The following is a 17986-nucleotide window of genomic DNA, read 5'->3' as shown; positions in this document are numbered from 1 at the left end:
AGGCCAGCTCGTACGAGTTGGCCTGTTTTTTCTAAAGGAGGACTATCGTGAATATTTTAACGCTGAACTGTCACGCCTGGTTAGAGGACCGTCAACAAGAGAAAATCGACTCGATCGTTGAACGGATCGCGAGCGAGGAATATGACATCATCGCACTCCAAGAAGTGAATCAACATAAAGAGGCCCCACTCATCGACGGCTTGATTCGAGAGAACAACTTCGCCTATGTGCTCGTCGAGCGTTTGAAAGAGCAAGGCGTCGATTACTACATGACGTGGGACTTCGCCCATTATGGATACGACATCTACGAGGAGGGCGTCGCGATTTTATCGCGCACTCCGTTCGTGTCGACCGAGTCGTTCTTCGTCTCCCAGACGACCGACCCGAACGATTACAAATCTCGGAAAATCGTCAAGGCGGTCGTGGACGGCATGGACGCGCCGACGGCGATTTACTCCTGTCACCTCGGTTGGTGGCATGACGCCGATGAGCCGGTGCGCCATCAGCTCGATGAACTACTTCGTCGCGTCGAGGACGACGACCGCGCCTTGCTGCTCGGTGACTTTAATAACGACGCCTTCATCCGTGGCGAAGGGTACGATTACTTGATCGAGCACGGTCTCCAAGATTTGTTCCATTTGGCGACCGAGCGTGAAGGCGATGCGACCGTCCAAGGCAAGATTGCCGGCTGGGACGAGAACAAGCAGGCGCTTCGCATCGACTTGATGCTGACGAACGCTCCGATCCACGTCTCTCGCCATGCCGTCGTCTTCGATGGCGAGAACGGTCCAATCGTCTCGGATCATGCCGGTGTTGAAGCGACCGCGTTCTGGCGTTAACGTTCGATTTCCCCTTTTAAAAGCCAGCAAAAAAGACACTATGACGGTGTCTTTTTTGCTGGCTTTTTCGTATAAAGGGAGTACAATTTACTTATGAAAAATAAGTTTCTTGAATCACACGATAATGATGAGGTGAATCGCATGGATCAACAGCCAACCAAAGTGAATACTGCGTTTATCATTTTATTGATTGGGGTGTTCATGGCTGCTCTCGATAACGGGATTATTAGCGCCGCTCTCACGACCATCAACGCTTCGTTTGATGTGACCGCAACCCAAGGAACGTGGGGCATCACACTGTATACGTTAGGACTTGCCATCGCCACTCCGATTGTCGGGAAATTATCGGATCGGTATGGACGGAAGAAGCTATTTCTCATTGAAATCGCGATTTTCACGGTTGGATCTCTCGGCGTGGCACTGAGTCCGAACTTCTCGTTTTTCTTAGCGTCACGATTACTTCAATCATTTGGCGGCGGTGGGATTTTTATTATCGCAAGCTCCTATGTCATCAGTACGTACACAAAAGAGAAGCAAGGCAGCATGCTCGGTTTGCTCGGCGGGATGAACGGGATTGCTTCGGTCATCGGCCCGAATATCGGGAGTTTCCTCATCGACCTCACCGGGACGTGGCACTGGCTATTCTTGATTAACGTACCAATCGGGCTATTGTTGCTAGTAGGCGGGTTCTTCTATTTAGAAGAAACGAAAGCGACCGCCTTGTCGAAAATCGACTTCCTCGGTATTTCCTTGCTATCGTTGTCGATTTTAAGCGTCATGTTCGCCATCAATAATCTCGGAACCGGTGATTTATTGCGTAGTTTGGTCTCACAAACCGTGTTCGGATTATTACTGCTTGCAGTCGTCTTATTCGCCCTACTTATGTATGTCGAGAAGAAACGGGAGCATGGAACGCGTTACGACCCGTTCCTCCCGTATAGCTTGCTTCGAAAACCCACATACGCCGTGACGATGCTCATGGCCCTCTTATCGGGAACGATGATTGGAGCCGTCATCTTTATTCCCTCATTCGTAGAGCAAGTGCTCGGAATTCCTGCCGCGAAGTCGGGCTACTGGATGACACCACTCGCCATCGCGTCTGGAATCGGTGCTGGGGGCGGCGGATACTTTGTCGATAAACAAGGACCTGTCAGAACGCTAATCTTATCCGGTGTCATTTCAATCATTGGTTACGGCGGGCTCGCGTTTTTCGTCGACACGAAACTTTCGTTCGTCCTCTTCTCCGTCATCGCTGGAATCGGTTTTGGTTTTGTACTCGGCGCACCATTGACCGTCCTGACAGCAAACGCGGCGGGTCGTCAAAAAGGAACGGCGCTCGGGACGTTGTCCGTCTCTCGTCAAATCGGATTGACGATTGCACCGACCATTTTCGGTGCCTTCATTCAAAATGGATTCAGTCAATTAGACACATTGATTCCCCAGAAGTTACGAGCGTATGGAATTGACCCGGCCAGCATCCCGCCTGATCAGCTCAACCAACTCAGTGGCTCGTATGGCGATCTTCAATCTCAAATTGACCAAATTCCTGTAGAAAACGTACGCCTTGCTTTAACGGATGCATTCCAACAAGCCTCCCATTTGGCGTATCAACCAATCTATGTGACAACAAGTGTAGCGGCGCTTCTCATCATCATCTTGGCGCTCGCTTTCCGAAAACAATTCGCACGTGATGCTGAAGTGATGGAGAATCGACCACCACATGACGAGTAATCGATGCGTCGACTCTGGTTTAACCCTTTTCTTTCACAATGTGAGAGAAAAGGGTTTTGCTTTTGACGAAAATTCGGTATGGTTGGAAACGACTGATGTCTAACAACATTTTATTCGAAAGTAGTGATTTATTTTGACGACTACCCCATCGCTCAGTCGGACCGACTGGACGCTTATCTTATCGCTCGCCTTGCTCACGTTCGTGCTCGGGACGAGTGAATTTGTCATCGTCGGGATTTTACCCGATATCGCCGATGGCCTATCGATTTCGATTGCCACGGCCGGAACGCTCGTCTCGGCGTTCGCGATCACCTTCGCCATCGGGACCCCGCTGACGATGTCACTGACGAGCCATTTGCCGAAACGAAAACTGATGCTTACACTCACCGCTGCGTTCATCGTCTTTAACTTGTTCAGCAGCCTCGCTCCGACGTACGGGATATTGCTCGTGCTCCGGATGATGACCGCCGTCGTGACCGGCGTGCTCATCTCGCTCGCCATGCTCGTCGCCAGTGAATCGGTGCCAACCGGGAAGCGCGGCATCGCTGTCTCATTCATTTTCGGCGGTTTCACGATGGCCAACGTATTCGGCGTCCCGCTCGGTACGTTCATCGGCCAACGCGCCGGATGGGAAACAACATTCCTGTTGACGACCGCTTTAGGCGTCGTCGCATTTCTCGCCGTCTACCGTGTCGTGCCGAGCCATTTAACGAGCGTCAAAACGTCGATTGCCGATCAATTGCGCCTATTGACGAACCCTCGCATCCTAATCGCGTTCTTCATCCCGGCGTTCGGCTTCGGCGCGACGTACGTCGTCTATACGTACCTCGTCCCGATCTTAAAAGGCGTGCTCGGCGTCCCGGTCGCCTGGATTAGCCCAATCCTGTTTGCCTACGGGTTCATCTCCATCTTCAGCAATATGGCAGCCGGGAAAATCGCCAGCCATAATCCGATCGGACGGCTCCGGTTCGTCTTTCTCATCCAAGCGCTCGTCTTGGCGGCCTTGTATGTGACGACGTCGAGCGTGACGCTCGGTCTGATCAATATCGCGCTCATGTCGTTCATGGCGATTCTACTGACGACATCGACGCAAATCTACTTGATCGACTTGGCCGAGAAGTTCAATCCGGACGCCAAAGGCCTGGCTTCATCGCTCATGCCGGTCGCAAGCAACGTCGGCATCGGGATGGGCTCGGCGCTCGGTGGTCTTGTCTACGCGAACGCACCCGTCATGACGCTCGCCCTCGTCGCCGGCGCCGTCGCGCTCGTGACAGCCTTGCTGACAGCGGTCAGTCATCAGCTCGACCAACGTTAAAACAGCGTGCCCCATGATGTGGGCACGCTGTTTTCATAACCAATCCAAGATTTGGCCGATCGTCTCGTCGAGTTGTTGTTTGGCGCTGAGCGGGCTATCGTTATCTCCGTCCTGCGGGCCGTACATCCCAAAGTTGGCGTGATTGCCGTCTTTGATTTGATGGAAGACGGCGTCATCCGGGACGTTGTCACGGCTCGCCTCGATATCAGCCGGTGTGGCCAGACCGTCGATTTCCCCGGAGACGGACAAGACACGTAAATCGCTGTCCGCCATCGAACTGATCGGATACGAGGCGAGGAAGATGACCCCCTCGACTTGCGCCTCGTGTTCGAGCGCGTAACCGGACGCCGCCGAACCGCCGAGTGAATGCCCGCCGACGACCCAACGTTCGATATCCGGGTGGGCGGCGATGATATCTTCTGCTGCATCGATATCTGCTATCCCGAGATTCAAGCGCAACGATGGGATGGCGACGAAGACACCTTCTTCCGCCAGTCTGGTGCCATAGTAAGCGTACGCCTCTTTCTCGACTTTCGCCCCAGGATACAGGATGAACCCAACCTCGCTGTCCGTCTGCCCGAACTCGAGACGATTGTCCACCTCCCTCGCCTCAGCCACGTAACCGCGCGCCTCTTCCGTCGGTCCGTACGTCAGTTGCGTCCAAACAAGGAAGCCGATGATGGCGACCAACATGACTCCCAATAGGCCGAGGCCAATCCACTTCAGTTTTTTCTTCATTATATACCTCCATTTGCATCCACTTCCCCGTCACGGTACACTAGTATTAAAAAAGGGAAATATCAGGGGGACACCATGACCAAAAGTTCTGTAACCACGACGATTCAGTGGTTTATTTTTATTTTAGCTACAAACATTGTACCACCGCTCTCGATTGCCGCCTTATTTGAACTGTCGCCGGGCGAGACGATGACGTTCATCTCACGCTCACTGTTCGTCTTCGCACTCTTCAGCATCATCCAGACGCTGCTCGGCCACCGCCTGCCCATCTTAGAAGGACCGGCCGGGATTTGGTGGGGCGTGTTCACACTCTATGCCTCCATCGGTCCAGCGCTTTATGGTAGCGGACAAGAGACGCTCCAAGCGCTCGGTTTCATGTTGTTCTTAAGTGGTGTGCTCGGAGTGGTCATGACTGTCACCGGCCTGTTGCGACGGATGCTGTCGTTGTTTACCCCGCAAGTCCTCGGCGTCTACATGATTTTGCTCGTGTTGCAATTGTCCGGCGCCGTCATAAAAGGCGGCTTCGGTGTGACCGAGGACGGCATCAACACAATCCAAGCCGTGGCGACAGCCGGCCTCGTCTTATTCGCGCTCACGCTCGAGCGGAGCCGGTTCAAGCAGTATGGCCTCGTCATGACGCTCATCGTAGGGTTTTGGCTGTTCAACATGCTCGGTCTCGGGAACCCGATTGTCCGTTCTGATTCGTTCTTCCTCGTCCCTGAACTATTCCCGTTTGGTATGTGGGTATGGGATTGGAACTTACTTCCGACTGCATTCGTCATCACGCTCCTGCTCATGACGAACGTCCTTGCCAATATCAAATTGATTGAGCGCATCGTCAGCTCGCGCGAGAAGCGTCAAATCGAAGGGAACGTCCCGGCGTCAGGCGTTGTCAGCGGCATCAGCCAAATGGTCGCGGGCTTGTTCGGGACACCGGGACCGGTCGCCATCTCTGGGACAGCCGGCTTCCTGTCTTCGACTGAAAGTGTGCATCGCACGCCACACCTCATCGCTCATGCTTTGATGATGGTGCTCGCCCTCGTCGGTCCATTCGTCTCGCTGATCGCAAGTATCCCAGCCGCTGTCGGATACGCCATCGTTACCCCGCTCATCGCGACAATGATCATCATCGGAATCAACGAGGCGGCATTCGAATTGAACCAAAAGACGGCCTCGCTCACTGTCGGTCTCCCGCTCGTAATTGGGGCCGGGGCGATGTTGCTCCCACCTGGGGCAATGAACGATTTGCCGCCGCTCTTGGCGACCGTGTTCTCGAACGGACTCGTCCTCGGAACGATCGTCGCCTTGACGACGGCCATTCTCAGCCGTATCAAAGACTAAAAAAACTGACCTCGCGTGAGGTCAGTTTTTTTCGGTTACGTGCATATGGAACGCTGCGTCGTGCGGCAAGACGGCACCGTCTTCGGCCTCGAAGTGCGCGCGGTCTTTGACGTAGGCGACAATCGAGATTGTGTCGCGGTGAAGCGCCCGTTTGAACGCTTGCTCGGCCGTGACCGGTGTCCCGTCGTCATTTTTCAACTCGAGACCCATCAGCTTATAGCCGAGCGTCTGTCCACTGCGGCGCATCTGACATGCCTCAAGCGCGTAGGAGACGAGCGTCGGGGTGATGACAGCATGGACGAACTCGCTCTTCACTTTCTTCCGAACGAGCTGTTCGACACCAAAACTGAGCAATCCGGCAATGACGCCATCAATCAAGACGGCTTGGGTACGTTTCTTGGTTAATGGGTTCATTGGCTCATCCTCTGCATCATACCTGACGTCAACACTTCGATGCCCTGTCCTTCTTCTGCGGCCATAATCAAGGCGCGGGCCACGTGGAGCGCTTGAATCGGCGCTGCATCCGGTAGTTTATCGAGCAACAACGGTTGGAGCGGACGGCTGACGACTTCGGCCGCTTTCTCGCCTAGTCGGAACTCATCCCGCTCCCCAAGGAGGAGCGATGGCCGGGCGATAATCAAGTGCTCGAAGCCGAACACTTTGAGCCCGTTCTCGAGCTCCCCTTTCACCCGGTTGTAGAAGAACGGTGACCGAAGTGACGCGCCTTGCGCCGATACGACGGCATAACGTGTCGCTCCGTGTTGTTTCGCGACCCGGGCCACTTCGAGCGGCAAGTCGAGATCGACGTGTTTGAATGCCGGACGCGAACCGGCGACAGCGATCGTCGTTCCGAGTGCGCAGTAGACGTCATCAATATGCGGCAACACCTCGTCCATTCCTTCAAATCCGACGACCTCGTGCAGTTTCGGGTGACTCCAGCGCTTCGAGCGACGGACGACAATCCAGACTTGATCATATCGTTCTTGTTCGAGCAACTGTTCGACGAGTTCGCGTCCAATCAAACCGGTGGCGCCAACGACAAGTGCAGTTTTCCCCATGCTTGTTCCCCCTAGTTACGTAGTTCCTTTCAGTCTAGCTGACTTGCCGGTTCTCGGCAACGACCTCGACCGGACGGAACCGGTCGACGAGTCGGAAGAACCCGTTCAACAACAAGGCGGTGAACGATCCTGCGACGATGGCGCTGTCCGTGAACAACTGAACCGCCTCCGGCATGTTCGCGACGATGGCCGGATTGGCCGTGATACCGAGACCGACCCCGATCGACAAGGCGATTGTAATCAAGTTCTCATTTTTCGCAAAATCGACTTGGCTCAAGATTCGAATCCCTGACGCGGCGACCGTACCGAACATGACGAGCATCGCCCCACCGAGCACCGGTTTCGGGATCAATGTCGTGAACGTCGCGACTTTCGGCAAGAAGCCGAGCAAAATCAATAGTCCACTCGTCCAGAAGATGACGCGGCGCGATTTGACGCCTGACAATTGGACGAGACCGACGTTTTGACTGAACGTCGTGTATGGGAAGCTGTTGAAAATCCCGCCGAGAATCGTCGCCACACCTTCGGCCCGATACCCTTTCGTCAACTCGTTCGAGCCAATCGGCTTTTTCGTGATATCGCTCAATGCCAAGAAGACACCCGTCGATTCGATCATCGAGATGATGGCCACAAGCGTCATGACGAGGATGGCCGAGACGTCAAACGTCGGCATCCCGAAGTAGAACGGTTGTACCATTTGGAACCAGCCGGCCTCACGGACCGGGCTGAAGTCGACGAGACCGAGGAACGCGGCGACCCCTGTGCCGATCAAGACCGCGAACAAGACCGCGGCCGCCCGTGTGAACACGGTACCGATTCGGTTCAAGACGAGAATCAAACCGATGGTCAAGCCACCGAGCGCCAAGTTTTGCATCGAAGCGAAGCCGGGCTCACCCGGCATCCCGCCGCCGATGTCATTGACAGCGACTGGGATGAGCGAGAGACCGATAATCGTCACGACCGAGCCGAGCACGACCGGCGGGAAGAAGCGAGCCAGTTTCCCGACAAAGCCTGATATTAGAATGACGATAATCCCGCTCGCGATGAGTGCCCCGTAAATAGCGGTGATGCCGCTCGAGCTACCGATGGCAATCATCGGTCCGACCGCGGTGAACGTACAACCAAGTACGACTGGCAGACCAACACCGGTGAAACGAGTCGTCCAGACTTGCAACAGCGTCGCGACGCCGCACATGAACAAATCGATTGCGACGAGGTAAGCGAGTTCCGTCGGTCCGAGCCCGATGGCTCCGCCGACGATGAGCGGGACGATCGCCGCGCCCGTGTACATGGCAAGTAAGTGTTGGAATCCGAGACTGGCTGTCTTGAACGTGTTCATCGGACTACCTCCATGAAGGAAATCTCACCTGCTTCAAGCTTGGCGATCCGAGCGAGTGATTCGACCTGATAGCCTCGCTCGAGCAACTTGTCCCGTCCCGGCTGGAACGATTTCTCGATGACGATGCCGACACCGGCGACGACCGCACCGACCGATTCGACGAGTTGCGTCAAACCGAGTGCCGCTTCCCCGTTAGCGAGGAAATCGTCGATGACGAGCACGCGCTCCCCGGGTTGGACGAAGCGACGGCTCAAACTGATGCGGTTCGTCTCTTGTTTCGTGAACGAGTAAACGTCCGCTTCGACGAGATCGTCTTGAAGTGTGAGTGATTTGCGTTTACGGGCGAAGACGAACGGAATGTTCATCTCGAGCGCCGTCATCATGGCCGGAGCGATTCCGCTCGATTCTAATGTGACGATACGATCGATTCCCGCGTCACGGAACCGATCCGCGAACTCGCGTCCGATCGCCTGCATCAAGACAGGATCGACTTGATGGTTCAAGAAGGCATCGACTTTCAATACGTGTTCGGACAACGCTTGTCCTTCATCTCTGATTTTGTCTTCTAACTGCTTCATTGTTTTCCCTCCAATAAAAAAATGCGATTCGTCACCCCAACCCGGGGACGACGAACCGCATGGAAACAAAACGAATGCACACGACAAGCGTCACCCGTAGTCGAACCATTTACGGTGGTTCGGTAGAGACTTGCGGGCCATATTCCCGCTGATATACGAGTGCGAATCTTTTATTTATATAAGATAGGACTTATTCTAGACGATATTGTAGAAATTGCAACCCGTTTCTGAAAAGACGGCTAAAAGTTCGATTTTTCTGAAACTCCTGTATACTAAAGATACTGGAAAAACGAGAGGAGCCACATCCATTATGAAGCTATTCGTTTTAGGTGCCACCGGCCGGACCGGTCATCAGTTTGTCGACCAAGCCATCGAGCATGGCCACCATGTGACCGCCTTCGTGCGGGAACAAAAAAAATTGATTCCGACTCCGCAACTTGAAATCATCGAAGGCGACGTCACAGACAGCGCCGCTTTGACAGACGCCCTCGCTGGTCATGACGCCGTCATCAGCTGTCTCGGAACCGACTTGAGCGATCCAGACTTCCTGGCCCGCGTCACCGACGCACTCGTCCCGGCGCTGAAAGCAAATGACGTCACTCGGGTCGTCTACCTCGCCTCGGCTGGAATCGACAAAGAGATTCCGGGCCTCGCTGGTACGGTGGTGACGTTCATGCTTCGGAAGCCGCTCCGTGATCACCGGGCCGCGGTCGATTTGTGGCGCAACTCGTCGTTCGATTACACAATCGTGCGGCCGATGCAACTGACGGACGGTCCCCGGACCTCGGTGTATCGAACGTCTATCGACACCATTCCAGACAACGGAAAACAGATTTCACGGGCCGATGTCGCCCAGTTCATGCTGAACGCCGTTGAAGAACAACACTTCGTCCGCCAATCAGTCGGGCTGGCGTACTAATTTTTTTGAATCCATGCTACAATATCGGATAGTCAACTTTGAAGGGAACGAATAAGAAATATGAGTATATTAACAGTACAAAACTTGAGCCACGGTTTCGGTGACCGCGCCATTTTGAACGACGTGTCTTTCCGTCTATTGAAAGGCGAACACATCGGCCTCATCGGAGCGAACGGTGAAGGAAAATCAACGTTCATGAACATCATCACGCGCAAACTCCAACCGGACGAAGGCAAAATCGAATGGGCGAAAAACGTCCGTGTCGGTTACCTCGACCAGCACGCTGTCCTCGAGCGTGGGATGACGATTCGGGACGTGTTGAAGAGCGCGTTCCAATACTTGATCGACACCGAAACACGAATCGGTGAGCTCTATATGGAAATGGGCGATGCGACACCTGAACAGATGGACGACATGCTTGCTGAAGTCGGCGAACTGCAGGAAATGCTCGATTCGAACGACTTCTATATCATCGATGCGAAAGTCGAAGAAGTCGCACGCGGTCTCGGTATTTTAGATGTCGGACTCGACCGTGACGTCACGGACCTCTCAGGTGGTCAGCGGACGAAGGTATTGCTCGCGAAACTGCTTCTCGAGAAGCCGGACATCCTTCTCCTCGATGAGCCGACCAACTATTTGGACGAGGCCCACATCGAGTGGTTGAAGCGTTATCTCCAAAACTACGACAACGCCTTCATCTTGATTTCGCACGATATCCCGTTCTTAAACAGCGTCATCAACTTGGTCTACCATATGGAGAATCAAGACTTGTCACGCTATGTCGGCGACTATGACAAGTTCATGGAAGTGTATGAGATGAAACGCTCGCAGCTTGAATCGGCTTATAAACGCCAGCAGGCTGAAATTGCCGACTTGAAAGACTTCGTCGCCCGCAACAAGGCACGCGTCTCGACACGGAACATGGCGATGTCGCGTCAGAAGAAGCTCGATAAGATGGATGTCATCGAACTGAGTGCGGAACGTCCGAAACCAGAGTTCCGGTTCTTGCAGGCACGCACGTCAGGCCGTCTCATCTTTGACGCCAAAAATCTCGTCATCGGTTATGACGAGCCGCTCTCACGCCCGCTCGACCTCCAAATGGAGCGCGGTCAGAAAATCGCCCTCGTCGGTGCGAACGGGATCGGGAAGACGACGCTGTTGAAGAGTCTTCTTGGCATGATCAACCCGCTTGAAGGAACCGTCGAACGCGGTGAGTTCTTGGAGATCGGGTACTTCGAACAAGAAGCGGCTGTCAGCAACAACACGTGTATCGAAGAGATTTGGAGCGAATTCCCGTCCCTCAACCAGCAACAAGTCCGCGCCATGCTCGCGAAATGCGGTCTCATGACGAAGCATATCGAGAGTAAAATCGCGGTCCTCAGTGGTGGAGAGAAAGCGAAGGTCCGTCTCTGTAAGCTCCAAAACAACGAATCGAACTTGCTCCTCCTCGATGAGCCGACGAACCACTTGGATGTCGACGCGAAGGAAGAGTTGAAACGTGCGTTGAAAGAATATAAAGGCAGTATCCTACTCATCAGTCACGAACCAGAGTTTTATCAAGACATCGTCACCGACGTCTGGAACTGCGAATCGTGGACGACAAAAGTATTCTAATCCGTGTAGAGGAAGTGGCGTATGACTGGCCCGATTCAAGTAAACGAACGTATCGTTCTATATGACATCATTCGAGGGTTTGCCCTATGCGGCATCTTTCTCGTCAACATCCCCACAATGCTCGGAAGCGACTGGATTTCCGGTCGCGCCGACTATGCGGGGAGCGATTTACTCGTTCGGACGCTGTTCGATTTGTTCGTCCAGACGAAGTTTTACACGATTTTCTCGCTCCTGTTCGGAATCGGCTTCTCGATTTTTCTCGAGCGCTCGTATGCGCGCGGGGATTCGGTCGCCCGTTATATCCGCCGTATCGCGATTTTGTTTCTATTCGGACTCGTTCACCTGGCCATTTGGTCGGGTGACATCTTACATACGTACGCGATGTGGGGCTTGTTGCTCCCACTGTTTTATGGATTAAGCAACCGGGCGATTTTGACATGGGCATGGAGTTTGTTGATTGGGAGCTTTTTACTCTTCTATGTCTCATCCATGTACTTAGAATTGTCGCTCGGATTTAGGTTTAGTGGTGATCCTTTCCCGGCAATCTTTAATTCTGGATTCGGCCCATGGTTCGACTATCGCTTAGACGAAGAGATTTTTGACATGTTCCAAAACTCCTTTTTTGTCGGGGTTGAAATTCTAAGCCTGTTCTTGTTCGGACTTTATATCGGACGGGAACGGAAACTCCTCACGTGGAGCATCCGAGGATTGACGCGGACGGCCATCATCTGTGTAGTAGCGGCCCTTCCATTCTTTGCAGTCATCCTTTGGCACCATTACGGTGACGGTGCCGAATATTCGGCGACAAATTCTGCCGCCGTCCTCGTCTCCGGCAAACTGCTCGCGACGGCGTACGTCTGTCTGTTCACGATTGCCGTCCGCAACGGGCGCGCATTCCGTCCGTTGCAGGCGCTCGGCCGTATGGCGCTGACGAACTATTTGACGCATACCCTCGTCGTCGTTCTGCCCGTTATCGCCCTCGGCTACTACGGTCGCCTGTCGTTGACGGAAGGATTGTTCTTAAGTATCGCGATTTTGATTGCCCAAGCGTTCTTCTCGATGTGGTGGCTCAAATCGCATCGATACGGCCCATTCGAGAAATTATGGCGCATTGGAACGTATGGACGACAAAAGCAAGCATCTTGACCGCAAAAAAAGGCTCGGAGCAGATTGATCTGCTTCGAGCCTTTCTCGTTTCTTAGTTCGTCGCCGCTGCTGTGAGCACCGGTACGATTTGCTTTTTACGTGAGACAACACCAGGGAGTGTCGCAAGACCATCGACCAACTTGACGTTGAACGCCTGCTCGAATAGATCCGTCTTCTTACCGACAACGAGTGCTTCCGAATCGTTCGTCAAAATGTTCGTGATGGCGAAGACAAACAAATCGAGTTCTTTGTCTAACATCTTCACGGCCATTGCCGCTTCGACTTCAGCTTTACGGCTCAACACGTCGTTCGCGTCGACCGTGTTCACTTGAGCGATCTCAATGCGGTAGTCGCCCATCGCAAACTCTTTCGCGTCGAGCGAGATGAGTTCTGGGATCGTTTTTTGACTAAGGTCAGCCCCAGCTTTCAACATCTCAAGACCGTATGTCTCGATGTCTGTACCTGAAATGGCTGCGAGTTCTTTTGCCGCTTTGATGTCCTCGTCCGTGCAAGTCGGTGACTTGAACAAGAGCGAGTCCGAGATGATCGCCGATAGCATCAATCCTGCCATGTCAGGCGCGATTTCGACACCGTGCTCTTTATAGAGTTTGAGCAAAATCGTCGCCGTACAACCGACCGGCTCCGCACGATAGTAGAGGGCATCCGCTGTTTGGAAGTTGGCGATGCGGTGATGGTCGACGACTTCAAGAATGCGCACGTCTGCGATGTCTTCCGCGCTTTGCTGGAACTCATTATGGTCGACCAGGATGACCGAGTTCGCTTCGTCTGACACGCGTTCTACGAGGCGTGGTGCCTTGACGCGGAAGTGGTCGAGCGCATATTGCGTCTCCCCGTTCACTTCACCGAGACGGACCGCCTCAGCGTCCATGCCTAACTTTTTCTTCAGCTCCGCGTAAGCGAGCGCCGAGCAAATCGTATCCGTGTCTGGATTTTTATGTCCGAAAACTAGTACTGTACTCATGATGCATTCTCCTCACTATGATAGTTTTCCCTTATCCATTATACCGTCTATCCTCATTCTTTCAATTCCCAAACAAAAAGAGCCACCAGGGGCTCTTTACGCTTGTTCGTCTTCGTCCGTCTCTTCAAGGTCCGAATGATCCCCTTTTGAATCTTCTTCGTGCGAAATATCCGGTTGGTCTCGTTTCAACTTCTCTTGTTCTTCTTGTTCACGCTTTTTATCTTGTTCTGACATCTGTCTCATCCTTTCGGTTTTGTCATGTCGTAGACTGTTCCCCGAGCTGGATGGCTTCAAACGGATGTCGCATTTCTGTTAACAAACTGTGATGTCACGCTTGAACGAACACGACCTCGTCGCCTCGAATCTCGACGTTGACGTCTTGTCCTTGGAACAACCACTCATCCTGTTCAGCCACGACGAAGCGAATCCCATCCGCTTCCGTTTCGACTACAGCGTTGTCGATGTCTTCTGTGATGACTCCCACTGAGAAGCCGTGCGTCAAATCGGTCGAACCCCCATATTTGGCGAAAAGGCGCACCGTCTGGCCTGCCTCGACTTCCATCTCATCTTTAAAAAATTGGAGTGCTTCTTCTGTCACGTTAATCTTCATTCGTCATCCTCCTCTCGACTTCTGTCTCCATTCTAATCGTTTCAGAAAAACCGAGCGAGGAAGTTGCTTAGAGCGTCGTCCCCGGCAAATATGTGACCGTTAAACTGTTTGCGACCGAAGCTCCGCCATTCATCTCCTCGAACGTCACATCGAACAACGTCCGTCCGATGTCTTCATTTGGCGAGTGCATCGTCGACAGGCCGAACGCCTGACCAATCGGATGACCATCGAAGCCAAGGATGGCGACTTCATCCGGGATGCTGACACCACGACGGCGTAATTCTCCTAAAAAACCGAGCGCCACATAATCCGACGAGAAAAAGAGCGCTCGAGGACGCTCTTGTTGACGCAGAAACGCATCGGCCAGTCCGATCCCGTCCTCGCTCGTCAAGTAACCGGTCCAAACCCATCGCTCACGCGCAAGTTCGACTTCATCGAAGTACGCCTGCTGACGCGCGATCGAGCTTGGACTGTCTTGTCTTGACAACACGATGCCGATTTCGGCATATCCCGCTTGCGCCAACACGCGCAAACCGGCGACAAACGCGGTGTAATGATCGACGTGGACCGAAGAAATCGTCTGCGGCGCCCCGACGGTCGCGACCGAGATTGGACCAAATTGTCGATACGTTTCCATCTCATCGAATGACATCGTATGGGATAACAGGATCGCCCCATCGACTTCACGGTGCTTCAATAGATCAAGCGCTTGCCGTTCTTGGTCGAGTTGATACTCTGTCTGCCACATGACGAGTCGATAATCTCTTTGGAGGGCAGCTTTCGCGAGCCCGTTGACGAACAGTCCATAATACGGATGATCCAAATACGGCAACACGACGACGAAACGCTGCGTGCGACCGGTCGATAACGTCAGCGCCTGCTGATTCCGTAAATAGCCAAGCTCGGCCATCGCCCGTCGCACCCGCTCCCGCTTCTCTTTCGACACATACGGGTGCTCATTGAGCACGCGCGACACCGTCGTCACGGAGACGTCCGCATATTTCGCGATATCTCGGATGTTCGCCATTCCGCTTCACCTCAATCTGTCAGTCTTTGCATATAGTGTACCCAGTCTGCCTCCTGACTGTCACCTTTCGCAATCACTTGCTTTCGGATGGCTTGGACGAGGCGGAACCGTTCTTCGACGGGTAGATGAAGAAACTCGTCTTGAAAACGGGCGCACAACATTCTTCCGAGCGGCGTATACAACTGATTGATGACGAGTTCGTAGACGATCCCACTGCACCATGTCTTCCACGTTGTCGGATTCATGAGCTTTCCCTCCTTTGACTTAACCGTACAGTCTGAAACGCGTTTCAGAGCAAGTACTATTTTTATTTCATCTATTTCCGAACGTTCAACGCTTACATGAGGATATTTAAAGTTTTTTCACTCGAAATCATTGACGACAGCCAGCTCATTTTGTATAGTCATCAAGTTGATAACGTTAATTCGACGATTGTCGGACATTATTGTTCGGAAATTACTAATTATAGGGAGTCCTACTCATGAACTTATTTCAATTAAAACAACATGGAACGAACGTTAAACAAGAAGTGATGGCAGGCATCACAACGTTCGTGACGATGGCTTACATCTCTGTCGTCAACCCAGCGATTCTGTCAGATGCCGGCATCCCGTTCGCCCAAGCGTTCACGGCAACCATCATCGCCATTTTGATCGGTACCGGGCTCATGGCGTTCTACGCCAACCTCCCGATTGCCGTCGCACCAGGGATGGGACTGAACGCATTCTTCGCGTATACGCTCGTCGCCCAGCAACAGATCACGCCGTCCGCTGCGCTCGGCGTCGTCTTCGTCTCATCGGTCTTCTTCTTGATTTTGTCGCTGTCACCGATTCGGACGAAACTGATTCAAGCCATCCCGGCGTCACTCAAGCATGCCATCACGACCGGTATCGGGTTGTTCATCGCCTCGCTCGGATTGAAGTTGTCAGGTCTCATCGTTGCGGATGAGGCGAACCTCATCCGTCTCGGGGACTTGTCATCACCGAGTGTCTTGCTCGTCCTCGGCGGTTTGATCGTCTCGGCCCTCTTGTTCTCACGGAACGTGCCGGGCTCACTCCTCATCGGGATGGTGCTCACAGGCATCGCGGCCACCTTCATGGGTCTCTTGAAGATTGAAGGCGTGACGGCGATGCCGACATTGCCGGAAGGACTTATGGTCAATCCGCTCACGGCGTTCTCGGACGTCATCCAATACGGTTTGTTCGGTGCCGTCTTGTCGTTCTTCCTCGTCACGTTGTTCGATACGACCGGAACACTCGTCGGAGTCGGAAAACAGGCCAACCTGTTGAAAGAAGATGGGACGATCGAAAACGGGCACCGCGCCTTGTTCGCCGATTCACTCGCGACGATGGGCGGCTCGCTCGTCGGGACGAGCCCGTCGACGGCTTATATCGAGTCGGCCGCTGGTGTCGCCCAAGGCGGACGGACCGGTCTGACGACCGCGGTCGTGGCCGGTTTGTTCGGACTGACATTGTTCTTCAGCCCGCTCATCGGTGCCATCTCTGGCGTTGCCGCCATCACGGCACCGGCCCTCATCATCGTCGGTGCGCTCATGTTGACGAACGTCCGTTACATCGACTGGACAGACTTCAGCGAATACTTCCCGGCGTTCATGACGATTCTCATCATGCCGCTCTCAGGCAGTATCGAACGCGGGATCGCCTTCGGTTTCATCCTCTATCCGATCTTTAAAGCGATGAACAAAGAAACGGTCCACCCGCTCATCTACTTGTTCGGCGCGCTATTCATCCTGGAAATGTTTTTCTTATAAGTTAGATTCGAGCCCTCGTCGACCGACGAGGGTTTTTCTGTTATCGGGCAGGGTAATGCTGTTTTATAGCAGTCATCTTCTGAATATTGATTCATTATCATTTAGTTCTCAATTAGACAGGATTTGACAATTTTTTGTGAGAATCGTTCCATTTTTCTGTTTTGGCCTCGTTTGTTATGGAATAATAACTGTGAAACCGTTTTCGATTTTGACTAAGAACAGGAAAGAAGGAATGGACATGCCTAACGTGGCGCTGTTCGTCACTTGTCTCTCCGATACGTTGTTCCCATCGGTAGGACAAGCGACGGTCGAACTATTAGAACATCTAGGTTGTGACGTCAGTTTCCCATTTGAACAAACGTGTTGCGGGCAGCCCGCTTACAACAGTGGCTACCATGAAGAGACGAAAAAGATTGCGAAACATATGATTGAGACGTTCGAGAAGGCGGATGCTGAGTATATCGTCGGTCCGTCTGGGTCTTGTGTCATGATGATGCGCGACTATCCACATTTATTTAAAGACGACCCCGCTTGGAAGGCGCGGGCTGAGGCTCATGCGGCGAAGACGTTCGAGTTGACGCAGTTCATCGTTGACGTGCTTGAAGTGACGGACGTAGGGGCCAAATTCCCAGCCAAGGCAACGTATCATGCGTCTTGTCATATGACGCGCCTCCTCGGAATCGAGGCGGCACCGGGCCAGCTACTTAAAAATGTCGACGGATTGACGATGATCCCGCTCGACAATGTCCACAACTGTTGTGGCTTCGGGGGGACGTTCTCCGTCAAAATGCCAGACGTCTCGGTGCAGATGGTCGATGAGAAAGTCGAGTCGATCTTGAACTCGGGAGCCGAAGTGTTGATTGGGGCTGACGCTTCATGTCTGATGAACATCGGGGGACGTTTGCATAAACAAGGTCATCCGATCAAAGTGATGCATATCGCGGAAGTGTTGAACGAAGGGGTGAAACAAGCATGAGT

At 53.2% G+C, this 17986-nt stretch carries 19 protein-coding genes and 1 riboswitch; of the genes, 9 read left to right on the top strand and 10 right to left on the bottom strand.

Annotation, left to right across the window (positions count from 1 at the left end; genetic code table 11):
* Positions 1 to 47: 47 nt before the first annotated feature.
* The 3 genes from KNP75_RS12210 (at position 48) to KNP75_RS12200 (ending at position 3885) form a co-directional block, all read left to right on the top strand.
* Positions 48 to 839 carry an endonuclease/exonuclease/phosphatase family protein gene (locus KNP75_RS12210; RefSeq protein WP_029596278.1) on the top strand — a complete coding sequence of 264 codons (792 nt, stop codon included), beginning with the start codon at positions 48 to 50 and terminating at the stop codon, positions 837 to 839.
* A 141-nt stretch (positions 840 to 980) separates the two neighbouring features.
* Positions 981 to 2570, top strand: coding sequence for an MFS transporter (locus KNP75_RS12205; protein ID WP_215190543.1), 1590 nt, complete (start codon positions 981 to 983; stop codon positions 2568 to 2570).
* Positions 2571 to 2700: 130 nt separating this feature from the next.
* Positions 2701 to 3885 carry an MFS transporter gene (locus tag KNP75_RS12200; protein WP_215190580.1) on the top strand — a complete coding sequence of 395 codons (1185 nt, stop codon included), beginning with the start codon at positions 2701 to 2703 and terminating at the stop codon, positions 3883 to 3885.
* Positions 3886 to 3918: 33 nt separating this feature from the next.
* On the opposite strand, the gene KNP75_RS12195 is transcribed toward KNP75_RS12200, so the two are convergent.
* Complete coding sequence (locus KNP75_RS12195) at positions 3919 to 4623, bottom strand: alpha/beta hydrolase (RefSeq protein WP_215190542.1); 705 nt, start codon at positions 4621 to 4623, stop codon at positions 3919 to 3921.
* A gap of 75 nt (positions 4624 to 4698) precedes the next feature.
* Here KNP75_RS12195 and KNP75_RS12190 point away from each other — a divergent pair, with 75 nt between their 5' ends.
* On the top strand, positions 4699 to 5964 hold the full coding sequence (locus KNP75_RS12190; RefSeq protein WP_215190541.1) for a purine/pyrimidine permease: 1266 nt from the start codon (positions 4699 to 4701) through the stop codon (positions 5962 to 5964).
* Positions 5965 to 5985: 21 nt separating this feature from the next.
* Here the strand turns inward: KNP75_RS12190 and KNP75_RS12185 are convergent, their stop codons facing one another.
* The 4 genes from KNP75_RS12185 to KNP75_RS12170 are packed head-to-tail and all read right to left on the bottom strand — an operon-like array spanning position 5986 to position 8939.
* Complete coding sequence (locus KNP75_RS12185; RefSeq protein ID WP_034780735.1) at positions 5986 to 6378, bottom strand: RDD family protein; 393 nt, start codon at positions 6376 to 6378, stop codon at positions 5986 to 5988.
* Entirely contained in the window at positions 6375 to 7022 is a 648-nt protein-coding gene (locus tag KNP75_RS12180; protein WP_215190540.1) for an NAD(P)H-binding protein, read from the bottom strand. Before KNP75_RS12180 ends, KNP75_RS12185 begins: the two co-directional genes overlap by 4 nt.
* Before the next feature lie 34 nt (positions 7023 to 7056).
* Positions 7057 to 8361: a nucleobase:cation symporter-2 family protein gene (locus tag KNP75_RS12175; RefSeq protein WP_215190539.1), complete on the bottom strand. Its 1305-nt coding sequence runs from the start codon at positions 8359 to 8361 to the stop codon at positions 7057 to 7059.
* Positions 8358 to 8939, bottom strand: a complete 582-nt coding sequence (locus KNP75_RS12170) for a xanthine phosphoribosyltransferase (RefSeq protein WP_215190538.1) — start codon at positions 8937 to 8939, stop codon at positions 8358 to 8360. Before KNP75_RS12170 ends, KNP75_RS12175 begins: the two co-directional genes overlap by 4 nt.
* Before the next feature lie 77 nt (positions 8940 to 9016).
* Positions 9017 to 9118, bottom strand: a riboswitch (purine riboswitch).
* 131 nt (positions 9119 to 9249) lie between these two features.
* On the opposite strand from KNP75_RS12170, the gene KNP75_RS12165 reads away from it, so the two are divergent.
* The 3 genes from KNP75_RS12165 to KNP75_RS12155 are packed head-to-tail and all read left to right on the top strand — an operon-like array spanning position 9250 to position 12618.
* Entirely contained in the window at positions 9250 to 9858 is a 609-nt protein-coding gene (locus tag KNP75_RS12165) for an NAD(P)-dependent oxidoreductase (protein WP_215190537.1), read from the top strand.
* A 60-nt stretch (positions 9859 to 9918) separates the two neighbouring features.
* On the top strand, positions 9919 to 11472 hold the full coding sequence (locus KNP75_RS12160; RefSeq protein WP_021068083.1) for an ABC-F family ATP-binding cassette domain-containing protein: 1554 nt from the start codon (positions 9919 to 9921) through the stop codon (positions 11470 to 11472).
* A gap of 21 nt (positions 11473 to 11493) precedes the next feature.
* Complete coding sequence (locus tag KNP75_RS12155; protein ID WP_215190536.1) at positions 11494 to 12618, top strand: DUF418 domain-containing protein; 1125 nt, start codon at positions 11494 to 11496, stop codon at positions 12616 to 12618.
* 52 nt (positions 12619 to 12670) lie between these two features.
* Here the strand turns inward: KNP75_RS12155 and KNP75_RS12150 are convergent, their stop codons facing one another.
* From KNP75_RS12150 to KNP75_RS12130, 5 genes are all read right to left on the bottom strand, one after another.
* Positions 12671 to 13600, bottom strand: a complete 930-nt coding sequence (locus tag KNP75_RS12150; protein ID WP_034780718.1) for a manganese-dependent inorganic pyrophosphatase — start codon at positions 13598 to 13600, stop codon at positions 12671 to 12673.
* Between the two features lie 96 nt (positions 13601 to 13696).
* Positions 13697 to 13834, bottom strand: a complete 138-nt coding sequence (locus KNP75_RS12145) for a hypothetical protein (RefSeq protein ID WP_021068076.1) — start codon at positions 13832 to 13834, stop codon at positions 13697 to 13699.
* A gap of 94 nt (positions 13835 to 13928) precedes the next feature.
* Positions 13929 to 14210: a HesB/YadR/YfhF family protein gene (locus KNP75_RS12140; protein ID WP_034780715.1), complete on the bottom strand. Its 282-nt coding sequence runs from the start codon at positions 14208 to 14210 to the stop codon at positions 13929 to 13931.
* A 67-nt stretch (positions 14211 to 14277) separates the two neighbouring features.
* Positions 14278 to 15237, bottom strand: coding sequence for a LacI family DNA-binding transcriptional regulator (locus KNP75_RS12135; RefSeq protein WP_215190535.1), 960 nt, complete (start codon positions 15235 to 15237; stop codon positions 14278 to 14280).
* 11 nt (positions 15238 to 15248) lie between these two features.
* Positions 15249 to 15482, bottom strand: a complete 234-nt coding sequence (locus tag KNP75_RS12130; RefSeq protein ID WP_114164900.1) for a hypothetical protein — start codon at positions 15480 to 15482, stop codon at positions 15249 to 15251.
* 236 nt (positions 15483 to 15718) lie between these two features.
* On the opposite strand from KNP75_RS12130, the gene KNP75_RS12125 reads away from it, so the two are divergent.
* Both KNP75_RS12125 and KNP75_RS12120 read left to right on the top strand, forming a co-directional pair.
* On the top strand, positions 15719 to 17008 hold the full coding sequence (locus KNP75_RS12125; RefSeq protein ID WP_214754858.1) for an NCS2 family permease: 1290 nt from the start codon (positions 15719 to 15721) through the stop codon (positions 17006 to 17008).
* A 238-nt stretch (positions 17009 to 17246) separates the two neighbouring features.
* The gene (locus KNP75_RS12120) at positions 17247 to 17984 is read left to right on the top strand and encodes a (Fe-S)-binding protein (protein WP_215190579.1); all 738 of its coding nucleotides are present in this window, start codon (positions 17247 to 17249) and stop codon (positions 17982 to 17984) included.
* Positions 17985 to 17986 lie beyond the last annotated feature (2 nt).

Origin of the sequence: Exiguobacterium sp. s6, assembly GCF_018618155.1 — a bacterium.
Taxonomy (GTDB): domain Bacteria; phylum Bacillota; class Bacilli; order Exiguobacteriales; family Exiguobacteriaceae; genus Exiguobacterium; species Exiguobacterium mexicanum_A.
The sequence above is the reverse complement of the archived record's forward strand: the minus strand, read 5'-3'. Positions and strand labels throughout refer to the sequence as shown.